Source organism: Solirubrobacter deserti (genome assembly GCF_027587175.1).
Taxonomy (GTDB): Bacteria; Actinomycetota; Thermoleophilia; order Solirubrobacterales; family Solirubrobacteraceae; genus Solirubrobacter; species Solirubrobacter deserti.
This window is the reverse complement of record NZ_JAPCID010000011.1, coordinates 1-20310: the sequence shown is the minus strand read 5'-3', so window position 1 is coordinate 20310 and position 20310 is coordinate 1. Positions and strand designations below refer to the sequence as shown.

The following is a 20310-nucleotide window of genomic DNA, read 5'->3' as shown; positions in this document are numbered from 1 at the left end:
CGTACCCGCCCTACTTCAGACGGAACGCGCGAATGCGGTCGTCGTACTGCGCGCTGTCTCGCGCGTAGAGGCCGTAGGCGAGCGCCTGCAGGATGCTCAGCAGGCCGGTGTGGCTGCGGACGAAGGCCGGCGAGTTGCTCGAGTAGTAGAGCGTGCGCTCCGACAGCTTGGCGACGTCGGAGAGCGTCGCATCGACGATCGCGAGCGTGGCCGCGCGGCGGTGGCGGGCGATCTTCATCGCGCGCAGGACCAGCGGGTGCGGGCGGCCGGCGGACAGGCCGATAACGAGCGTGCGCTCGTCGATGCGGCCGAGCCGGGACAGCGCTTCCTGGCTCGGGCTCGCGGCGATCTCCGCGCGGACGTCGAGCAGCATCAGCAGGTGGCGCAGGTAGGAGGCGAAGAACGCCATCTGGTCCGTGCCGGCGATCAGGATCTTCTCGGCGTTGGCGATCGCCTCGATCGCGCCGTCGACCTCGGAGCGGCTCACGCGCCGGGCCGTGTCCTCGACGTTGACGTGATCGGCGGCGATGGCCTGCTCGAACGGCGACTGGTCGAGGCTGAACAGCGGCGCGCTCGGCTCGGGCGCCGCGGTGGTCCGGTGGTGGTGGCGGTACTCCTCCCGGGCCGCCTCCTGCAGCTCCGGGAAGCCCTCGAAGCCGAGCGCCTGGCTGAAGCGCACGACGGTCGAGCTCGACGTGTTGGCCCGCCGGGCCAGTTCCTCGGCGGTGTGGAAGGCAACTTCGTCGAGGTGATCGACGACGTACTGGGCCACGTCCTTCTGCGAGCGCGAGAACTCCTCGAAGCGCGCGGAGATGTACGTGGAAAGCGTTTGGTGGCCGCGGGCGGCCGGGGGCATCGTGGCGGTCCTCGGCATGGCGAGGCGATCTTTCGACGATCGCTCCCTAACCTCCTGCCATCTAATGCAACGGCTTGAGACTCGACTCGACGGACTGGTGCTGCTGGCGCCGCAGGTGCACGGAGACGAACGCGGATTCTTCATTGAGACGTTTCGCGCGGACGTCGCCCGCGATCACGGCGTCCCCACGGAGTTCGTGCAGGACAACCACTCGCGCTCCCGCCAGGGGACGTTGCGCGGCATCCATTTCCAGACCCATCCGGGCCAGGGCAAGTTGGTGCGGGTCGCCCGCGGCCGCGTGTTCGACGTCGTGGTCGACCTGCGCCGCGGGTCGCCGACGTTCGGCCAGTGGGAAGGTGTCGAGCTCGACGATGTCTCCGGCGCGATGCTGTACATCCCGGTCGGTTTCGGGCACGGGTTCCTGGTGCTCAGCGAGGTCGCGGACTTCGTCTACAAGTGCACCAACTACTACGACCCCGCCACCGAGGCCGGGATCAAGTTCAACGACCCGGACGTGGGGATCGAGTGGCCGAGCGCGGTCGAGCTCTTGTACTCGGAGCGCGACGCTTCGGCACCTACGCTGGCCGAGGTCGCTGACTCGCTGCCGTTCACGGTGTGAAAGGGCGCTTCGCACCGTCGCCCACGGGGGTCCTGCACCTCGGGAACCTGCGCACCGCGTTGCTGGCGTGGCTGTTCGCCCGCTCGGCCGGCTCGGAATTCCTGGTGCGGGTGGAGGACCTCGACGTCGGTCGGGTGCGGCCGGGGTTCGCGGAGCGCCAGCTGAGTGACCTGGCCGCTCTGGGGCTGGACTGGGACGGTGAGGTGGTGTCGCAGTCGGCGCGTGGCGACTTGTATTCGGCGGCGTTGTCGGCGCTGCCCGTGTACGAGTGCTTCTGCACGCGGGCGGAGATCGCTTCGGCCGCATCAGCCGCGCACGGGCCGGTCGGGGCGTACCCCGGGACGTGTCGCGGATTGAGCGCGGCGGAGCGTTCCGCGCGGCGGGCGGAACGGGCGCCGGCGCTGCGGGTAGACGCAGGCGGCGTCGAGGTCGCGTTCGTCGATCGCGTTCTGGGGGCGCAGACCGGGTTCGTGGACGACTTCGTCGTGCGGCGCAACGACGGGGCGTTCGCCTACAACCTCGCGGTCGTCGTGGACGATGCGGCGCAGGGCGTCGAGGAGGTCGTGCGGGGCGCCGACCTGGTCGACTCGACGCCGCGGCAGATCTGGCTCGGGCGGGCGTTGGGCTGTCCGGAGCTCTCGTATGCGCACGTGCCGCTGGTGTTGGGGCCGGATGGGCGGCGACTCGCCAAGCGGCATGGGGACGTGACGCTGCGGGAGGTGGCGCCGTCCGCGGCTCTGGCCTGGATGGGCGCGTCGTTGGGGCTAGCGGGGTCTTCTCCGTCTGAGATGCTGGCCGGGTTCGATCCGGCCGCGGTCTCCCGCGAGCCGACCGTCTACGCGGGATGAACGACAGCATCGAGGGAGTGGGTGCGCCGGCCCCGCGGCGAGGATGCGAGGAAACGATCACGCTCCGCGGAGGGGTGCGGTCGGAAACTTGCGCTCAGCGATAGCGAGCGACCGCACCCCCTTTGTTCGGAGCGCGGTCGTGATGGAAGATGATCGGTTGGCGCCCGTAGCGCGCCGATCGACCGCGAACGTGCATCCATCCGCCGCGCGGACGGGACCCTCCCCCATCGGTGCCCGCCGTCGGAGCGGACCGGGCCCGAGCGCGGCGCGTGCTGCACACCGCGCCCCACCCGCCGCATAGACTCGCACCACCATGGTCGGCCGCACGGAAGAGCAGGCCCGCCTCACCGCCCTGATCGACGCCGCTCGCTCGGGTCGCAGCGGCGCGCTGCTCCTGCACGGCCCACCGGGCATCGGCAAGACGGAGCTGCTGCGCTTCGCGGTGGACCAGGCCGACGGGTTCACGCTGCTGCGAGCGCGCGGGATGGAGTCCGAGTCCGGCATCCCGTACGCCGGTCTCGCCGAGCTGGTCGGACCGCTGCTGGGGTTCGTCGACGAGCTCCCGGAGGTGCAGGCCGCCGCCCTGCGCTCCGCGCTGGCGCTGGGCCCGGCCGCCGCCACGGATCGCTTCACCGTGCCCGCCGCGCTGCTGTCCCTGCTGGCGCGCGCCGCCGACGACGGACCCGTGTTGTGCGTGGTCGACGACGCCCAGTGGCTGGACGAGCCGAGCCTCGAGGCGTTCCTGTTCGCCGGCCGCCGCCTGGTCGCGGAGGGCGTGGCGATGCTCGCCGCCGCGCGCGGCCGTGTGGAGGTTCCGTGGATGGAGCGACTCGCCGTCTCGCCGCTGGCGGACGACGACGCCCGCGCGCTGTTGGACGCCTCGATCGCGCCGAGCGTCGCCGACCGGCTGGTGGCCACCGCGGCCGGGAACCCGCTCGCCCTGCTGGAGATCCCGGCGCTGCTGACCGCATCACAGCTGGCCGGCCGCGAGCCCTTGGCGGACCCACTCCCGCCAGGGACGGGCGTCGAGCGCGCGTTCGCCGTGGCCTTGGCCGCGCTGCCGCAAGAGACCCGATCGGCGCTGCTCGTCGCGGCGGCGGCGAGCACGCGCCGCCTCGACGTGCTCGCGCGGGCGCTCGCGACCACCGCGGGCTCACCGCCCGCCGCATCGCCGCCCGCCTCCGCGAGTTCGCCGACCGCCACCGCGAGTTCGCCGCCCGCCGCCGCGGCATCCCCGCCGGCCGCCGCATCCCCGCCCGCCGCCGCATCCCCGCCCGCCACCGCGGGCACGTCGCCCGCCACCGCGGCATCCCCGCCCGCCGCCACGAGTTCGCCGCCCGCCACCGTCGCATCCCCGCCGGCCGCCGCGTCCCCGCCCGCCGCCGTATCGCCGCCCGCCACCGCGGGCTCGTCGCCCGCGGCCGCGCTGGCCTCACTCGGCCCCGCCGAGGCCGCCGGCATCGTCGTCCTGGGCGGCGGCGAGCTCGAGTTCCGTCATCCCCTGATGCGGTCGACCGTCTATCACTCGGCCACGCCGGTCGAGCGGCGGGCGGCGCACGCGGCGCGGACGGGGGGGGGCGAGGGCGGCGGGGGGGGGGGGAACCTCCGGGCCTGGGGGGTTGCTCCGGACGAGGGGGTGGCGGCCGCGCCGGAGGCCGCGGCGCTCGAGGCGCGCGGGCGCGGCGCGCACGCCACCGCCGCGCGGGATCTCCAACGGGCGGCACAGCTCACGCCGGAGGCCGCATCGCGCGCGCGGCGGCTGCTCGCGGCGGCCGACGACGCGGTCCGGTCCGGCGAGGCCGACGCGGCGAGCGCCCTCCTGGACTCGATCGAGTCGGACGACGATCCGCTGCTCGTCGCGGACGTCGAGCGGTTGCGGGGGCACGTGGAGATGCGGCGCGGGTCGCCGGTCGACGCGAACGAGCGGCTCGTGGCCGAGGCGGACCGGGTCCGCGGGCGCGATCCGCGGCGAGCGGCGGCGATGTTCCTGGAGGCTTCGGTCGCGCACCTGATGACCGGTGATCCCGGCGCGCTGGTGGCCGCCGCCGAGAAGGCGCGGTCTTTGTCGGCGGGCACCGAGCCGGCGGTCGAGCTGCTCGCGACGGCGGTGATCGGGGAGGCGCAGATCGCGCTCGGGGAGGTCGAGCAGGGCGTGGCGGAGCTGCGCGCGTGCGAGCCGTACCTGATGGAAGCCGACCCGCTCGGGATGGTCGAGATCGTCGGCATGGCCGGGCACGCGTGGACGTGGGTCGAGGACTGGGAACGCGCGACGCGCACGCTGCAGCGGATCGTCCGCGCGGCGCGGGCCGCGAGCGCCGTGTCCGCGCTCATCCACCCACTGGCCGCGCAGGCGCATTTGGACCTGCGGCGCGGACGCTGGGCGGCGGCGCTCGCGGGCGCTTCGGAGGCGGTCGAGCTGGCCGAGGAGGCCGGGCAGCTGGCGCTCCTCCCCCACGCGCTGGCGGCGCTCACGCTCGTCGAGGCCGGGCTCGGCCACGAGGCCGACTGCCGCGCACACGCCGAGCAGGGCCTCGAGCGCTCCGAGGACCCCTACCTGCACGCCGCCCTCGGCCAGCTGGAGCTGGCCCTCGGCCGCATCCCGGAGGCGATCGAGGCGCTGGAGACGGGCGAGCGCCAGATGATCCGGCGCGGGCTCGCGTCCTCGGTCGTCATGCTGCGGCCGGACCTGATCGAGGCGTACGTCCGCGCCGGCCGGCGCGAGGAGGCCGAGGCCGCTCTCGCACGCCTCGAGGCCGACACCGCCGAGGGCCGCGCGGCCCGGCGCGCCGCCGCCGTGGAGGCCGCGACCAACGTGCGCCCACTGCGCGCCGACTCGCTCGCGGCGCTGCCGGTAATCGGCGTCGGCCCGCGCTGGGTGCGCGCCGCGGCCGAGCGCTGCCGCGGCCTCCTCGCGCCCGACGACGATTTCCGCGCCGTGTTCGAAGGCGCGCTGCAGCACCACGCGGACCTGCCGATGCCGTTCGAGACGGCGCGCACGCAGCTCGCGCTCGGCGAACGCCTGCGCCGCGCCAAGCAGCGCGCGGAGGCGCGCGAACCGCTTCAACAGGCGCTCGACGAGTTCGAGCGCCTCGGCGCGAAGCCGTGGGCCGAACGCGCCCGCACCGAGCTGCGCGCGACCGGCGGCCCCGCGGGAGGCCGGCGGGCGCCCGCGGCCGCCGACCAGCTCACGCCGCACGAGCTCCAGATCGCCGTGCTCGTCTCCCAGGGCATGACCAACCGCGAGGCGGCCGCGGCGCTCTTCCTGTCACCGAAGACGATCGAGTACCACCTCGGCCAGATCTACCGCAAGCTCGACGTCCGCGGCCGCGCCCAGCTCGCCCGCCTGATGGCGATGGAGCTCCCCGAGGGCGAACGCGACCCCGCGGTGCTCGCCGACGCCCTTTCCTAAAGAGGGACTGTCCCTCTTTAGGAAAACCCTCGACTACGGGTCGAAGGTCTCGTCCTGCGCGACCGCGACGTCGAGCAGCAGCGGCGTGGAGCGGTCCCAGGGCGACTCGTCGAGCACGCTGAGCAACTCGGCGTGCGTCGTGATGCGGCGCGCCTGGCAGCCCTGGGCGGTGGCCATCGCGGCGATGTCGATGTCGAACTTCGGCCACGGGCCGTGCGCACCGGCGTGCTCGGCGAGGCGGTCCATGATCGCGTAGCCGCCGTTGCGCAGCACCACGAACAACACGCCGACGCCGTACTGCGCCGCGGTCCACAGCGCCTGGATCTGGTAGAGCGAGGAGCCGTCGCCGACGACCGCGACGACCGGACGGTCGCCCGCCATCCGCAGCCCAGTCGCAGCGGGCAGGGCGAAGCCGAGCATGCCCATCGCGCTCACGAAGGCGCCCGGCGCGGTCGCCGGGAGGCGCGCGTGCAGCTCAGGGCGGCTCGACGGGGACTCCTCCACCACGATCGCGTCCCGCGGGAGCCGCTCGGCGAGCGCAGCGAGGGCGTGGCCGGGGTACAGCGGCTCGCCGGGTTCCGGGGGCGCGGGACGCTCGAACGCGACCGCGCTGCGCCGCGGCTCCACGACCGCCGCCAGCGCGGAGCAGATCGCCGCCGGATCCCCGAGCACCGCCAGTTCGGCCGGGCTGCGGTGCGCCTCGTCCGGGTCCGCCGTGATCACCGCCAGGCGGGCGTGCGTGAGCGGGCCGGCGTCGTATGGGTACTGACGCAGCGCGCCCGTCCCGACGACGAGCACGGTGTCGAACGGGTCCAGCGCGGCGCGGAGCCGTTCCCGCCGCGCCGGCGCGATCCCCGCGAACTGCGGATGGTCCTGCGGGAACCCGGCGGCGCCGCCGAACGGCTCCTGGAAGACGGGCGTGCCCAGCCGCTCGGCCAGCGCGACCAGCGAGCCCCAGTCCGCGCCCGCGCCGGCGATGATCGCGGGCCGCTCCCCCAGGAAGGCGGCGAGCTCACGCACGGCGTCCGGCGCGGCCGCGGCCGAACGGACCAACCGCTGCGGGCCGAGGATCTCGTGCGGCTCGGGCGCCGGCGCGAGCCAGTCGTCCATCGGCACGATCACCAGCGCCGGCCCGCGAGCGGTCTCCGCGGCGTGAAAGGCGCGCACGATCGTGCCCGGAACGTCCTGCGGGCGCACCGGCAGCTCCTCGAACACCGGGTACTCCCCCGCGAGCCCGCGCAGCCTGCCGGCCAGGAACGGCTCCTGCGCGAGGTGGCGGCGGTCCTGCTGGCCCACCAGCACCACGACCGGCGCCCGGTTCAGGCGCGAGGTGGCGATCGCGGCGACCGCGTTGCCGAGCCCGGGCGTCGAGTGCAGCAGCGCGAGCGCCGGCCGGCCGGTCCCCAGCGCGAACCCGCACGCGAGGCTCACGACCGACCCTTCGTGCAGCGCGAGCACGAAGCGCAGATCCTCCGGCAGCCCCGCCAGCAACGGGACCTCCGTGCTGCCGGGGTTGGAGAAGATCGTCGTCAGCTCGAGCCGGCGCAGGACGTCGAACGTGGTGTCGCGAACGGTCGGCACCCTTGCAGGAATATCGCGCGAAACGTACAACTGCGTTTGTAGGTGCTCGACACGCTCTACATCGACGATGTCGCGCAGGCCGACGCGCTGCTCAAGCCCAAGCGCGTCGAGATCCTGCGCCGCCTGGCCGAGCCCACGACGTGCACGGCGATCGGCGGCGAGCTCGGTGAGACGCCGCAGGCGATCTACTACCACGTCAAGCGCCTGCAGGCCGCCGGCCTGGTCACGCTCGTGGATGAGCGGCGCGTGCGCGGGATCGCGGAGGGGATCTACCAGGCGGTGGCGCGCTCGTTCTGGGTCTCGCCGGACTGCGTCGGCCGGCTCGGACCCGAGCGCACCCGGGAAGCCATGCTCGGCCTCGGCTACCTGCTCAACCTGACCGAGGAGATGTCGCGCGATCTGGCGCAGCTCGCGATGGGGAACGTCGTGCTGCCGTCGTTCGGGATCGCGGGGGACGTGACGCTGGCGCCGGAGGACGGCGCGGCGTTCGTGGCCGAGCTCCAGCGCGCGTTCGGCGAGGTGCTGACCAAGTACGGCGGCGGCGAGGGCCACACCTTCCGGCTCGCCCTCGCCTGCTACCCGCGGACCTCCTAGGCGGAGGTCATCTCCTTCGCCTCCTCGGCGGCGAGGTCCAAATACGCCCGGCGCACGCCTTCGACGTGCTCGCGCTGCACACCGACCGCCCAGTCCGCCAGGTCCTTGACCGCGGCGTCCTCGGTGGTGAAGGCGATCACCTGCACGATCTCCCAGTGGCACAGCTCGCCCGCCTCGGCCATGGACAGGAACTCGAAGCCGTCCAGCGCCTCCTCCTCGCCCTCGAGGTAGGTCTTCATCATGTCAACGGCCTCGGACTTCGTCTCGCGCGCCTTCTCGCGGATCGCGGTCTTGCGGCCTTCGAGCGTGTCGATGTAGGCGTCGGTGCGCTGCTCGGTTTGCGCGGCCTGATCGCTCATGCGGTCGAGGTCGGCCTTGAAGGCTTCCGCGCCCTCCATGCCCGCGACCTGCTTGGTCGCCTGCTGCGCGGCCTGGGCGAGCCCGAGGACCTCCGCGAGCTTCTCGTCGAGTGGTGTCAATTCAGCCATGCGGCGGGCCATACCCAGCGGTGGCGCGCCATCAATCCAGCCGTTCCTCCAGCCGCGCGACGGTGTCCCGCGCCCGGTCGCGCTCCTTGCGCGCCCCGGTGAGCACGCGCTCGGCGGTTTCGGCTTCCGAGCGGGCGTCCGCGAGCGCCTGCTTGGCCTCCTCGAACGCCTCCTGTGCGCGCTGCAGCGTGTCCACCGCTTCCTGCGCGTCCTCCTCGGCGCCCTTGGCCACGCGCTCGCGGACCTTGAGCGTCGCGCGTGCCTCGCGCAGCTCGTCCTCCAGCTGCTGGCGTTCGCGGGCCGCGCGCTCCTCGGCCTGGCGGTCGACCTCCTCGGGCGGCGGCTGCTTGGGCTGCTTCTTCGGCGGCGGCGCGGGCAGGTCGGTGGTCTCGAGCGCGAACGGCCACGCGCCGCCCTGCTGCGCCTCCCCCACCAGCCGGCCCGCCTGCAGCGCGGCGCGCAGGTCGGGGTCGCCGGCGGCGGCGTGCAGCGTCGTGCGCAGACGGTCGGCCATCGCGCGCGAGAGCGGCTTGCCGCCCGGCTTGAGCGTGACCGCGAAGCGCATGACGTCGTCGATCGCGCGCCGCTCGGCCTGCGTGGCCTGGCGCAGGACGTCGGCGCCGCCGCCCGCGAGCGCGGCGTCCTGGGCGGCGCGCAGCGCGGCACCGGCGTCCAGCAGCGCGGCGATCAGCTCCGGCTCCTCGCGCGCGACCTGGTTCGCCGTCCAGGCGGCGGGCGTCGGCTTGGGCAGCTTCGCGAGCTTGGCCGCCGCCTCTTTGTCGCTCTTGCGGATCTCCTTGGCCAGCTTGTCGCGGGCGGAGATGAACTCCTCGAGCGGAAGGGCGTACAGGTCTTGCTCAGACATCGATCCTGGCGGGATGATCGCCGATGCGGACCGCGCGCGGCATCGCTCTCGTGGTGAACGGGGTCGCGGGGGCGCCGTCGGCGCCGAGCGCGATCAGGCCGCCGGTCCCGAACGGCGCGAGCTGGTGCAGCGCGCGGTCGGCCGCGTGGTCGAGCGGGAGATGCGCGTGGCGCACCAGCGCGTCGATCTCGTGGGCGAGCGCCACGCGGATGATGCCCTCGCCGTCGCCCGTGCAGGAGACCGCGACCGTGTCCGAGGCCCAGGTGCCGGCGCCGATCAGCGCGGAGTCGCCGACGCGCGCCGGGTGCTTGCCGGAGATGCCGCCGGTGGACGTGGCGGCGGCGAGGTGACCGTGCAGGTCGCGGGCGACGGCGCCGACGGTGTTGCCCCCTCCCCCGGTCGCGTCGCTCGCCGTGTCGGAGCCTTGGAGCCCGACGAGCAGGACGTGACGGCCCTCGTCGAGCACGGCCCGGGCGGCCTGAATCGGGTTGCGCATGCCGGTCACGGCTGCGACCGCTCCCGCCGCGCGGTCGCTGCCGCGCATGATCGAGGCGTCGTGGGAGACGTTGCCGAGTTCGTCCGAGACGGCGCCGCGCCCGGCGTTGAAGACCGGGTCGTCCTCGAGGATCACGACCGCCCGCTGAACGGCGTCGAGCGCGCTGCCGCCTTGCCGGAGGATCGCGTGACCGGCGTCGACCGCGGCCTGGATCCCCTGGCGCGCCCGCGCGCGCTGCTCCTCGCGCCAGTGGCCCGCGCCGCCGTGGACGACCATGGTGATCATCCGCGGGCACGATACGAGCATGCGGACGCTCGGGATCGACCTCGCCTCACAGCCGGCGAACACCGCGGCGTGCGAGATCGACTGGGCGAGCGGGGACGTCTCGCTCGTGCGCGGCGTGGACGACGACGCCATCCGCGCCGCGCTCGCCCGGGCCGACCGCGCCGGGATCGACGCGCCGTTCGGCTGGCCGGAGCCGTTCGTCGCCGCCGTGTCGGGCGCGGCGCCGTGGCCGCGCGACCGGCGCGTGCTGACCCACCGCGCGACCGACCGCTTCGTACACCGCGAGATCGGCAAGCTGCCGATGTCGGTGACCACGGACCGGATCGCCTACTGCGCGATGCGCTGCGTGACGCTGATCGAGGGGTGCGAGATCGCGGTCGAGGCCTATCCGGACGCGGCGCTGCGCGTCTGGGTCGGCGGGCCGTGGTCGTCCTACAAGCGCGACGCGCGGGAGCGGCGCGCGGTGCTGCTCGAGCCGTTGCTGGAGGTCGCGCCGCTGTCGGCGGCGCAGATCGAGGCGTGCCTGGCGTTCGACGACAACCTCGACGCGGTCGTCTGCGCGCTGGTCGCGCGCGCGGCCGCGGTCGATGAGACCGTGCCGCCGCCGCCCGAGTTGGCCCGGCTCGCAGAGGTCGAAGGCTGGATCCAGCTGCCGCGGCCGGGGAGCCTCTGTCGCCTGGGTCGAGCTGGGGCGCCGGACCGCACACCGTGACGATCTGCCACCGCTCGGTCGTGACGAGCGGCGTGAACCCGCTCGGCGCGGCCGGCTCGAGGCCTTGCCCGTAGAACCACTTGGACCGAATGATCACCGCGGGCCGTTCCGGCGGGGCGTCGAGGTCGCGCATCGGCAGGTCGAGGCGCCAGGCCACGAGCGACCGCGCCCGCGCGCTGGTCCGGACCCGCGAGCACGCGACGAGCTCGTCCGGCCCACCCGCGCGCTCGATGACGGGATCGAAGGCGTCCGCGGCCTCGGCGCGCGCGCCGAGCTCGGTCCACTGGTCGCGCAGGGTGCCGCCGGTGGTCACGAGGACGAACGCCACGAGCACGAGCGCGCCGAGCGGACCGGCCCACGCCGCGCGAGCGGCGCCCGCGGCGCGCTTCGCCAGGCGCACCGCTCCCGCGCCGGCCAGTGCGGCGCCCAGCGCCGCGGCGGCGACCAGGTAACGCGGGTTTCCGGCGTACCCCGCGGTCGTCATCACGGCGACGAGCACGACCCAGGCGGCGGCCGCGGCGAAGATCCAGCGGGCCAGGCGGCCGCCGAGCAGTGCGGCGACGAGCGCCCCGATCACCGCGGGCAGCGTGCTGATCGTCGCGGTGTCGCCGAGGACGGCGAGGAACGGCACGGACTCGAGCTTCGCGCTGCCCGGGCTCGGGACGCCGCGGGCCGTGTGGGAGGCGCCGAGCGCGCCGCCCGCGCCGATCACGTCCGGGCCGAACCACAGCAGCGGCACGACGGCGGCGGCGATGAGCACGGCGCGGCGGTCCTCGTCGCGGCGCCACAGCCACACGCCGTACGCGGCGAGGAACGGCCATGCCTCGGGGCGCATCAGCGCGGCGGCGGTCGCGCACGCGAGCGCGGCGGCGGTCCGGCCGGACAGGTGCGCGATCACGGCCCACAGAACGGCGGCCGCGAGCAGGCCCTCGGAGTTGCCGAGCGCGGTGTTGAACAGCCACCACGGCGACAGCGCCATCGCGGCCACGGCCGCGGCTCCCGCCCAGCGCCCGGCGAGCCGCGCGCCGAGCACGTACGCGCCGGCGAGCGCGAACAACCCGCCCGTCCGGGCCACGATCAGCCACAGCGCCGGAGCGCCCTGCTCCCACAGCGCGAACACCACCGTGAACAGCACGGGGAACGGCTTCCAGGACGGCCCGCTGGTCGTGTCCAGCGTGAGCCGCCCGGTCTCGCGGCCCCAGACCAGCCACGCGAGCGGGTCGAACGCGAGCGCCCACGGCAGCAGGAGCGAGAGCGCGGCGAGCACGACGGCGGCCGCGACCGCCGCGGACGCTCTCCACGACCCACGCGATCGCGCAGCGCCCACCCGAGCGCGTCGCGAGCGTTCGGGGGGACGCGCCGCCGCGGGCGCGCTCACGGCACCACGAGCTGCGCGACGTACACGAGCGCGACGACCATCGCCGCGATCAGGATCGCCGCGATCACGCGCACGGCCCACAGCGCGACCGGGGACGGGCGCGAGGACGGCACCCGGTGCGCCGCGCCCGGCCGGGCGGCAGCGCGGCGGCGGGACGCGTCCATGGGCGGCCGGCCGGCGCGGCCGGCCGCCGTCGCGGCAGGCAGCGTCACGTCTTCGCTCAGCGTGCCGTTGGTCTGCGAGCGGCGCTCCTCGGCCGATTCCGCGCGCAGAACCTCGAGCTCGCGGCGCAGCCCGCGGGCGGCGGCGCGTTCGCGGTCGAGCTCACGCTGGATGCGCTCGACCATGCGGCGCGAAGCCTCGTCGGGCTCACCGTCCGGAACCTCGCTGTTGAGCAGCTCCTCGCGCAGGCGGGCGACCTCGGCGCGCTCGGCCGCGAGCAGGCGCTCGGCGTCCTCGCGGGACCGGTCGAGCTCCGCGCGCAGGCGCTCGGTCTCCTCGGCCTCGGCGACGATGGACCGCTGCGCCTCCTCACGCGCCGTCGCCAGCCGCTCGTGGACCTCGGTGGTGACCGCGCGCTCGCTCTCGAGGCGCTCGTCGGCCTCGGCCTCCACGGCGGTCAGCGCCTCCTCGCGCTGGGCCAGCAGTCCTTGGAGACGCACCACGTCCTCGCGGGCCACGGCCAGCTCGTTCGTGAGCCGCTCGTTGGAGTCCTCGGCCCGAGTGGTCCGCTCCTGCAGCTCGCGGATGACCTCGCCGAGCGCGGTGCGCTGGTGCTCGTCGTCGCCGGCCGCCGCGCGCAACTGCTCGAGTTGGCCGGCGAGCTCGTCGCGCTCTTCGCGGACGGCGCGCATCTGCTCCAGCTCGTCCTCGAGCCGCTCGTGCGCGGCCTTCAGGCTGCCGTGCGCGAGCCGCAGCCCGGCGAGCTCGTCCGCCTCGGCCCGCGCGACCTGCGCCTCGGTGCGCAGCGACTCGAGCTCCGCCGGGGCCTCGTCGCGCAGGGCGGCGAGCTCGGCGGCGAGCCGTTCGGCCTCCGCCCGCGCGGCTTCCAGTTCCGCCCGCGCGGCGGTGAGCGCCCCGGCGTCGGCCAAGAGCCGCTCGAGCTCGGCCCGGACCTGCGCGAGCTCGTCGGCGTCGCCTCGTAGCCGCTCGACCTCCGCGCGCAGCGCGGCCGCCTCGTCGTCGGCGCCGCCCCGCAGCGCCTGGAGCTCGGCGCGTAGCGCGTCGAGCTCCGCGCGGGCCTCGATCAGCGCCGCGGCGTCCGCGCGCAGCGCCTCGACCTTGCTCGCAAGCCGTTCGGCGTCCGCGCGGGAACCGTCCGCGTCCACGCGCAGCGCCTCCAGCTCGCGCGTGAGGCGTTCGACCTCGGAGCGCGCGGCGGCCAGGCGGTCCGCCTCGGGACGCTCGTCGCGCAGCGCGTCCAGCTCGGCCTGGGCGGCAGCGAGCTCGGCGCGCAGATCCGGGCGCTCGTCGAGCTCGGCCCGCAGCGCGTCGCGTTCGGAGCGCAGCTCCGCGAGCACGGCGCGCATGTCGCTTTCCGCCGTGGCCTGCGCGCCGCGGCGGCGACGCCGGCGCGGCGGCGGCAGCTCGACCACGAGCGAGCGGCCGAGCTCGAGCTCGGCGCCGAGCACCTCGCCACGCGCGACGTCCCAGTCGAACGAGGCCCGCCAGCCGGCCTCGTCAGCTTCCGCACTGCCCGTCACGCGCGTGCGACGGCCACCGGCGTCGACGTTCAGCGCCGGCCGCAGCAGGCGCCGTCCGCTGACGCCGTTCCAGCGGCCGACGACGACGAGCCGGTCGTCCGCCGTCCACTCGAAGCGCTCGAGCTCGAACGAGACGTCCGCGGCGTCCGGCATCAGCTGGTCTCGCGCGCCTCGGGGGGATCTTCTTCGGTGGGCCGTGGGTGCAGCAGCGAGGTGCTCGAGCGCGCCACGGGATGCTGGCCGGTCTCGGTCGGCGGCGGCCGGTGATCGACGGCGGCCACGCGCGTCCGACGGTCACGCCCCTCGACCGCCACGGCGAACGACACCTTCGAGAACGAGAGCACCGCGCCGACGACCATCAGGAACGCGCCGGCGAGCGCGAGCCAGGCGCCGAGCCCGAGATCCTCGTCCGGCACCGGCGGCGGGTCCATCAGCTGGGCGGCCACGACGACGAAGGCCACGCCGACGAGCCACGGCAACGCGCGCTTGTCGACGTACTCCACCTCCGGGGTGAGCAGGCCGACGGCCCCGATCACGGCCGCGACGGCGCAGGCGGCGAGCAGCAGGTCCACGATCTCGAACACGGCCCACGCGTTGAACACGCCGTACCAGTCGAGGAACAGGCCGACGAGCAGCAGGAGCGCGCCGAGCGCGAGCACGAACGGCCCGATGTCGAATCTACGGTTCATCGCTTGAGAAGTCTGACAAGCGCCCCCGCTGGATCGCCGCAACGCCCATCACACCCGTTTTCGTTCAAGTACTGACACGGCGCGTTTCCCGCCTGGACCCGTGGGCATCTTGGGCCAGCCGCTTCGTTCTGCCTCCCGCGTGGCCGCCTTCCCCCCTCGCCTCCGCCGGGCGGCCGGGTCGCCGACACGACCCGGCCGCTCGGAGTCCCTTTCCGCCGCGACCAACGCCGCTGCCGACTCGGAGAGATGCCCCCGCAGCGCAGCCGGCCCGTCGCGCTCCAGCCCCCGCACGAGCGCGACGTGGTCGGTTGCCATCCGCTCCGCGCTCCACAGCGGCTCGAGCTGGTTCATGAAGAGCCGGAGCTCGCCGTCGAGCGCCGCGTGCGCGGCCGTGATCCGCGGCGAGTCGGCCGCCTCGACGATCGCCCGGTGCAAGCCGTTGTGTGCGTCGTTGATCGCGCCCCAGGCGCCCGCCTCGCACGCCCGCTCCAGCACGGCCAACGCCGCGTACACGCTCGGCGGAAGCGGGCCGCGGTCAAGTGCCAGACGCGCGGCTTCAATTTCCAGAGCCGTGCGAAGCTCAAACAGACTCACGATTGTGTCAGCTGTCAGCCGTGCGACCCGCGCGCCGCGGTTCGTCTCGATCACGACGATGCCTTCAGCGGCCAGCGCGCGCAGCGCCGCGCGCAGCGAATGCCGCGCCACGCCGTATCGCGCGCACAGTTCCGCTTCGACCAGGCGCGACCCCGCGGGACGTTCCCCGTCAAGGATCGTTTGACGTAAAGCGTCCGTTACAGCCTCGACCGCGGTCACGCCGGGACCGTAACCGGCCGGCGCACTTCCGGCGCAGCCAGCACGAGCAACCCGCTCAGGATCAACGCCGCGCCAACCGCCGCGGGCGCGTTCAACGCCTCGCTGAGCACGATCACGCCCAGCAGGGTCGCCGTGAGCGGCTCGGCCAGGGTGAGCGTCGCCGTCTCGGCCGCGCTGAGCCGCTTGAGCCCGCGCGCGAACAGCAGATAGGCGCCGGCGGTCGGGACGACGCCGAGGAAGACCGCGAGCAGCAGCCCGTCCGTGGTGGCCAGCCACTCGGCGCCGGTGATGAACAGCACCGGGAGGAGCACGACCGCGCCGAGCCCGAACGCCCCCGCCATCACGCGCTCCGGCGTGTGGCCGGCCTGCAGCATCTGCTTGGCCGCGTACGTGTAGCCCGCGTAGGACGCGCCGGCGACCAGCGCGAGCGCCACGCCGAGAACCGAGATCGACGCGTCCGCCCCGGCCAGCGCCAGCATCGCGACGCCCGCGCACGCCAGCGCCGTCGCGATCGCCCACGCACGGGTGGGCGCCCGCCGCTCGACCAGCCACTCGAGCGCCCCGGCCAGGGCGGGCGCGGAGCCGAGCGCGACGATCGTCCCAACGGCCACGCCGGTGTCGGCGACAGCGGCGAAGAACGACAGCTGGTAGGCCGCGACCGCGGCCGCGGCGAGCAGCAGCGGGCGCCGCGGAAGACCGCGCAGCCCGTCGGCCAGCAGTGCGACGAGGACGAGCAGCGCACCGCCGATCAGGATCCGCGCCGCGCCCACCCCCGCCGGCGACAGCCCCGCCGGACCGAGCGCCTGGGCGGTGCCGGTGGTGCCGAAGCAGAGCGAGGCGAGCAAGACCTGAAACCGGGACATGACGGCGATTGTTCCACAATCATCGTGATTGTTCAACAATACGTGCGATCAGCCGGTCCATCGCTTGCACGGGCAGCACACGCGCGAGCGTGACCATGACCCGTGCGTCGCGACCGAGGACGTACCGCGCGCGCGGGCGGGCCGCGGTGAGCGCACGGTGGATCGCGCCGACGACGACGTCGATCGGCATGCCGGTCCGTTCGGCGTCCTCCGCCATCGCGCGCAGCCGTTCGGCGATCCGCACATACGGCTCCGGCGGCGTCTCGGTGACGGCGAGGGTGCGCTGCCAGATCGGCGTCGCGACGGCGCCGGGCTCGATCAGCGAGACGTGCACAGAGCCCCGGAGCTCCTGACGCAGCGCGTCGCTGAGGGCCTCGAGCGCGAACTTCGACGCCGCGTACGGCCCGTAGAGCGGCAGCGCGACCCGGCCGGAGATCGACGAGACGTTCACGATCCGGCCGCGCGTGCGTCGCAGCGCCGGCAGGCACGCCTGGATGACCGCGAGCTGGCCGACGGTGTTCACCTCCAGCTGGCGGCGCAGCTCGTCGAGGGGTAGGTACTCCAACGGGCCGATCACGGCGATGCCCGCGTTGTTGACCACCGCGTCGAGCTCGAGCTCGCGCAGATGGCTGACGTCCCGGGTGACGTCGAGCTCGACCGGCGTGACGCCGTCGTAGTCGAGCGCGGCGCGTGTGCCGGCGTAGACGGTGAAGCCGCGGCGCGCGAGCGCGATGGCGGCGGCGCGCCCGATCCCGCTGGACGCGCCGGTGACGAGCACGGTCTTGGGCATGGTCGGCGAAACTACCGGCGATGCTGTTCGCCGAGCTCGCCGCTGCCACCGAGGACGTCCGCGCCGAGTCGGGGCGGCTCGCGAAGGCCGAGCGGATCGCGGCCGCGCTGCGCGGCCTCGCGCCTGACGAGCGCGCGGCCGGCGCGTCCTACCTGGCCGGCTCGCCGCGCCAGCGGGTGCTCGGTGTGGGCTGGGCGTCGCTGAAGGAGGACCCGCCCGCGCCGGCCGCGGAGGCGTCGTTGACCGTGGCGGAGGTGGACGCCGCGCTGGAGCGCGTCGCGTCGCTGAGCGGCGCGGGATCGGTCGCGGGGCGCCGGGCCGCGCTGGGCGAGCTGATGGCGCGGGCGACGGCGTCCGAGCAGGCGTTCCTGCGCGCGCTCGTGCTCGGGGACATCCGGCAGGGCGCACTCGCGGCGGTGGTCGGGGACGCCGTCGCGAAGGCCGCGGAGGTGCCGGTCAAGGACGTCCGGCGAGCGCTGATGCTGCGCGGTGACCTCGGCGCGGTGGCGGCGGTCGCGCTCGCGGGCGAGGATCTCGGGCAATTCCGGCTCGAGGTCGGGCGGCCGATCTCCCCCATGCTCGCCTCCACCGCGCCGGACGTGGACGCGGCGCTGGAGAAGACCGGGCCGGCCGCGGTCGAGTGGAAGCTCGACGGCGCGCGTATCCAGGTGCACCGCGACGGTGACAAGGTGCGGATCTTCACGCGGACGTTGGACGATGTGACGGCGCGCATCCCGGAGGTGGTCGAGGCGGCGTTGGCGCTGGACGCCCGGTCCTTCGTGCTCGACGGCGAGGCGATCGCCTTGCGGGAAAATGGGCGCCCGCACCCGTTCCAGGTGACCGGCAGCCGGTTCGCGAGCAAGTCCGGCACCGTGCTCCTGACGCCGCTGTTCTTCGACGTGATGCACCTGGACGGCGTCGATCTGCTCGACGAGCCCGCGTCCGTGCGGGTGTCGGCGTTGCACGCGCTGGTGCCGGAGCGCTGGCGGGTGCCGCGCGGCGGGCCCGAGCAGCTCGAGCTCGCGCTGGCGCAGGGGCACGAGGGCGTTGTGGTGAAGGCGCTGGAGGCGCCCTACGAGGCGGGGCGGCGCGGGTCGGCGTGGGTGAAGGTCAAGCCGGTGCACACGCTCGACCTGGTGGTGCTCGCGGTCGAGTGGGGCTCGGGGCGCCGGCGCGGGAAGCTCTCGAACCTGTGGCTCGGCGCGCGCCACGAGGACGGGTTCGTGATGCTCGGCAAGACGTTCAAAGGGCTGACCGACGCGATGCTCGCGTGGCAGACCGAGAAGCTGCTCGAGCTCGAGACGCGCCGCGAGGGACACGTGGTGCACGTGCGGCCCGAGCTGGTGGTCGAGATCGCGTTCGACGGGGTGCAGACGAGTCCGCGCTACCCGGGCGGGGTCGCCCTGCGGTTCGCGCGCGTCCTGCGCCACCGGCCGGACAAGCCGGCGGCGCAGGCGGACACGCTCGAAGCGGTGCTGGCGGTGCGCAGCGCCTAGGAGGCGCCGGAGCCGGACACCGCGAGCGCGATGATCGCGACGGCGCCGACGATGCCGATCGCGCCGCAGACGATGCCGGCCATCGCCTGGCCGCTGCCGCTCATCCCGCCGCTCTTGGCGCGGCTTCGGGCGACGGCACCGAGCACGATCGCGACGACGCCGAGGATGATCGCGAGGATCGGGACGATGATCGCCGGGATCGCGAGGATGCCGACGATCATGGCGGCGACCGCCATCCCGTTCTTGGCGCCACTGGCGGTCCGGTGGTCGGAGACGGGTGACGCGTGCTGGTCCAGCGCGGACGCGGTGGTGCTTTCAGTGCTGTGTGCGGCCATCAGTTTGTCCTCTCCAGACAGGGTCAGGCGGGCTGGGGCGCCCGCTCACGAGCGAACGGCACGAGCAAACAACAGAACGAACGTCATGCAGCCGGCGCGTCGTCCCCACCGCCGGCAGCGAGGATGAGCGCGAGCGTCATGCAGGCCCAATACCCGCGTCCGACGGCTGATAGGCCTGCTTCTAGAGCAGCGTGAGCAGGAGGATCAGCAGGACGATCGCGACGAGCACGAGGCCGCCGACCGTCGCCAATCGCTCGGTCGGCGTCCACTCCCGCCGATGCGCCTCGGTACGCCGGCTTCGCACCGGGCGCTCGAGCGGTGGCAGCTCCGCCGGCAGCGCCTGCTCCTTGCGCTCGCCGCGCCGGATCGCGGACGCGAGGTCCGCCGCCCGCGCCTCGGCCCGTTCGGCCCGCTCGATCGTCTCGGCGAGCGCCGCTTCGGCGGCCTCGGCGCGCTCGATCGCCTCGACGAGTCCGGCTCCGGCGCCGCGCGCGTCCGGCGGGTCGGCGACGTCGGCGAACGCCGAGCCAGCGGCCACGTCCGCGGACTCATCGGGTGCGGGCCACGCGGCCGTGGGCGTGCCGACGCCAGACGCAGCCTGAGCCGCCGTGTCGACGCCGGCGCGTGCGGCCGTGGCGGCGGCGCGGGCTTCGGCCTGCTCGGCGCGCTCGATCGCGGCGGCGGCGCGGGTTTCGGCCCGCTCGGCGCGCTCGATCGCGGCGGCGAGGTCGGCGTCGGCGGCGGACGCGTCCTCACCGGCCGCCTCGGCGCGCGCGTTCGCCTGGTCCACGCGGGCGAGGGCGGCATCCCGGGCGGCTTCGGCGGCCTCGGCCCGCGAGGTCGCGTCGTTCAGCGCCTCCTCGGCCGCCGTGCGCGCCCGCTCGAGCTCGGCGAATCGCGCCGTCGCCTGGTCGCGCTCGGCCTCGGCGGACCAGGCGCGGGTCGTTGCCTCGTCACGCGCCGCCTCGGCGGCCTCGGCCCGCGTGCGCGCCTCGATCACGTCGCCTTCGAGGCGCACCACCTCGTTCGCACGCTCGACCGCGCTCTCGTGATGACCGGCCTGCGTCGCGAGCTGACGGCGCGCGAGCTCGAGCTCCGCCTCGACCCGCGCCCGATCAGCGGCCTCGTCGGCGAGCTCGTTGCGCGCGATCTCGAGCTCGGCCTCGAGCCCAGCACGGCCGGCCACCTCGTCCGCGAGTTGGCCCCGCACGAGCTCGAGCTCCGCGGCGAGGCGCCGGACCGCGTCCGCGCTCGGGGAGGACGCGGGCGGCGCGGCTGCGGCCGGCGGCGATGGGGGCGGCGCAGCGGCGTCGGCGGGCGACGAGGACGGGCCGGCGGCGTCGACGGACGACGTGGACGGGCCCGCGGCGTCGACGGGCACCGGGGACGAGGCGGCGGCGTCGTCGCGCGACGGAGGCGCGGGCGCGCCGGACGGGGCCGGGGTCGGCGGCGGGGGTGCGGCGCCGCCGGCCGGCGCATCGCGGGGCGGG

General features: G+C 74.9%; 17 protein-coding genes and 1 pseudogene. 6 read left to right on the top strand and 12 right to left on the bottom strand.

Features of this window, described 5'->3' with window-relative positions; genetic code table 11:
• Positions 1-10 precede the first annotated feature (10 nt).
• Positions 11-874, bottom strand: a complete 864-nt coding sequence (locus OJ962_RS09330; RefSeq protein ID WP_202953029.1) for a MurR/RpiR family transcriptional regulator — start codon at positions 872-874, stop codon at positions 11-13.
• Between the two features lie 46 nt (positions 875-920).
• On the opposite strand from OJ962_RS09330, the gene rfbC reads away from it, so the two are divergent.
• The 3 genes from rfbC (at position 921) to OJ962_RS09315 (ending at position 5732) form a co-directional block, all read left to right on the top strand.
• Positions 921-1475, top strand: coding sequence for a dTDP-4-dehydrorhamnose 3,5-epimerase (gene rfbC / locus OJ962_RS09325; RefSeq protein WP_202953030.1), 555 nt, complete (start codon positions 921-923; stop codon positions 1473-1475).
• A complete protein-coding gene (gene gluQRS / locus OJ962_RS09320; protein ID WP_202953031.1) occupies positions 1472-2323 on the top strand; it encodes a tRNA glutamyl-Q(34) synthetase GluQRS in 852 nt (283 codons plus the stop codon). The genes rfbC and gluQRS overlap by 4 nt, the downstream gene beginning before the upstream one ends.
• Positions 2324-2636: 313 nt before the next feature.
• Positions 2637-5732 (top strand): helix-turn-helix transcriptional regulator, encoded by a 3096-nt coding sequence (locus OJ962_RS09315; RefSeq protein ID WP_270006305.1) that lies wholly within the window; start codon positions 2637-2639, stop codon positions 5730-5732.
• A 33-nt stretch (positions 5733-5765) separates the two neighbouring features.
• Here the strand turns inward: OJ962_RS09315 and OJ962_RS09310 are convergent, their stop codons facing one another.
• Complete coding sequence (locus tag OJ962_RS09310; RefSeq protein ID WP_202953033.1) at positions 5766-7313, bottom strand: thiamine pyrophosphate-binding protein; 1548 nt, start codon at positions 7311-7313, stop codon at positions 5766-5768.
• 42 nt (positions 7314-7355) lie between these two features.
• On the opposite strand from OJ962_RS09310, the gene OJ962_RS09305 reads away from it, so the two are divergent.
• Positions 7356-7907 carry an ArsR/SmtB family transcription factor gene (locus OJ962_RS09305; protein ID WP_202953034.1) on the top strand — a complete coding sequence of 184 codons (552 nt, stop codon included), beginning with the start codon at positions 7356-7358 and terminating at the stop codon, positions 7905-7907.
• Here the strand turns inward: OJ962_RS09305 and OJ962_RS09300 are convergent.
• The 3 genes from OJ962_RS09300 to OJ962_RS09290 are packed head-to-tail and all read right to left on the bottom strand — an operon-like array spanning position 7904 to position 10041.
• The gene (locus tag OJ962_RS09300; protein WP_202953035.1) at positions 7904-8395 is read right to left on the bottom strand and encodes a hypothetical protein; all 492 of its coding nucleotides are present in this window, start codon (positions 8393-8395) and stop codon (positions 7904-7906) included. The two genes, OJ962_RS09305 and OJ962_RS09300, sit on opposite strands and share 4 nt — an antisense overlap.
• A gap of 31 nt (positions 8396-8426) precedes the next feature.
• Positions 8427-9260, bottom strand: a complete 834-nt coding sequence (locus OJ962_RS09295; protein ID WP_202953036.1) for a hypothetical protein — start codon at positions 9258-9260, stop codon at positions 8427-8429.
• A complete protein-coding gene (locus OJ962_RS09290) occupies positions 9253-10041 on the bottom strand; it encodes an isoaspartyl peptidase/L-asparaginase family protein (protein ID WP_202953037.1) in 789 nt (262 codons plus the stop codon). Before OJ962_RS09290 ends, OJ962_RS09295 begins: the two co-directional genes overlap by 8 nt.
• A 19-nt stretch (positions 10042-10060) precedes the next feature.
• On the opposite strand from OJ962_RS09290, the gene OJ962_RS09285 reads away from it, so the two are divergent.
• Positions 10061-10753, top strand: a complete 693-nt coding sequence (locus tag OJ962_RS09285) for a DUF429 domain-containing protein (protein WP_202953038.1) — start codon at positions 10061-10063, stop codon at positions 10751-10753.
• A gap of 1374 nt (positions 10754-12127) precedes the next feature.
• On the opposite strand, the gene OJ962_RS09280 is transcribed toward OJ962_RS09285, so the two are convergent.
• Genes OJ962_RS09280 through OJ962_RS09260 form a run of 5 tightly spaced genes read right to left on the bottom strand, consistent with a single transcriptional unit; the run spans position 12128 to position 16989 of the window.
• The gene (locus OJ962_RS09280) at positions 12128-13987 is read right to left on the bottom strand and encodes a coiled-coil domain-containing protein (protein WP_202953040.1); all 1860 of its coding nucleotides are present in this window, start codon (positions 13985-13987) and stop codon (positions 12128-12130) included.
• Positions 13987-14523, bottom strand: coding sequence for a hypothetical protein (locus OJ962_RS09275; RefSeq protein ID WP_202953041.1), 537 nt, complete (start codon positions 14521-14523; stop codon positions 13987-13989). Before OJ962_RS09275 ends, OJ962_RS09280 begins: the two co-directional genes overlap by 1 nt.
• Positions 14524-14571: 48 nt before the next feature.
• On the bottom strand, positions 14572-15336 hold the full coding sequence (locus OJ962_RS09270) for a GntR family transcriptional regulator (protein ID WP_270006304.1): 765 nt from the start codon (positions 15334-15336) through the stop codon (positions 14572-14574).
• Entirely contained in the window at positions 15333-16199 is an 867-nt protein-coding gene (locus tag OJ962_RS09265; RefSeq protein ID WP_202953043.1) for an EamA family transporter, read from the bottom strand. The genes OJ962_RS09270 and OJ962_RS09265 overlap by 4 nt, the downstream gene beginning before the upstream one ends.
• Positions 16200-16218: 19 nt before the next feature.
• Positions 16219-16989, bottom strand: a complete 771-nt coding sequence (locus OJ962_RS09260) for an SDR family NAD(P)-dependent oxidoreductase (protein WP_202953044.1) — start codon at positions 16987-16989, stop codon at positions 16219-16221.
• A gap of 20 nt (positions 16990-17009) precedes the next feature.
• Between OJ962_RS09260 and OJ962_RS09255 the strand changes: the two genes are divergently transcribed.
• The gene (locus OJ962_RS09255; protein WP_202953045.1) at positions 17010-18485 is read left to right on the top strand and encodes an ATP-dependent DNA ligase; all 1476 of its coding nucleotides are present in this window, start codon (positions 17010-17012) and stop codon (positions 18483-18485) included.
• Here the strand turns inward: OJ962_RS09255 and OJ962_RS09250 are convergent.
• Together OJ962_RS09250 and OJ962_RS09245 are read right to left on the bottom strand one after the other, a co-directional pair.
• Positions 18482-18820 carry a DUF4190 domain-containing protein gene (locus OJ962_RS09250; RefSeq protein WP_202953046.1) on the bottom strand — a complete coding sequence of 113 codons (339 nt, stop codon included), beginning with the start codon at positions 18818-18820 and terminating at the stop codon, positions 18482-18484. The genes OJ962_RS09255 and OJ962_RS09250 overlap by 4 nt on opposite strands.
• Before the next feature lie 181 nt (positions 18821-19001).
• Positions 19002-20310, bottom strand: a pseudogene (locus tag OJ962_RS09245) (hypothetical protein); the annotation flags it as partial.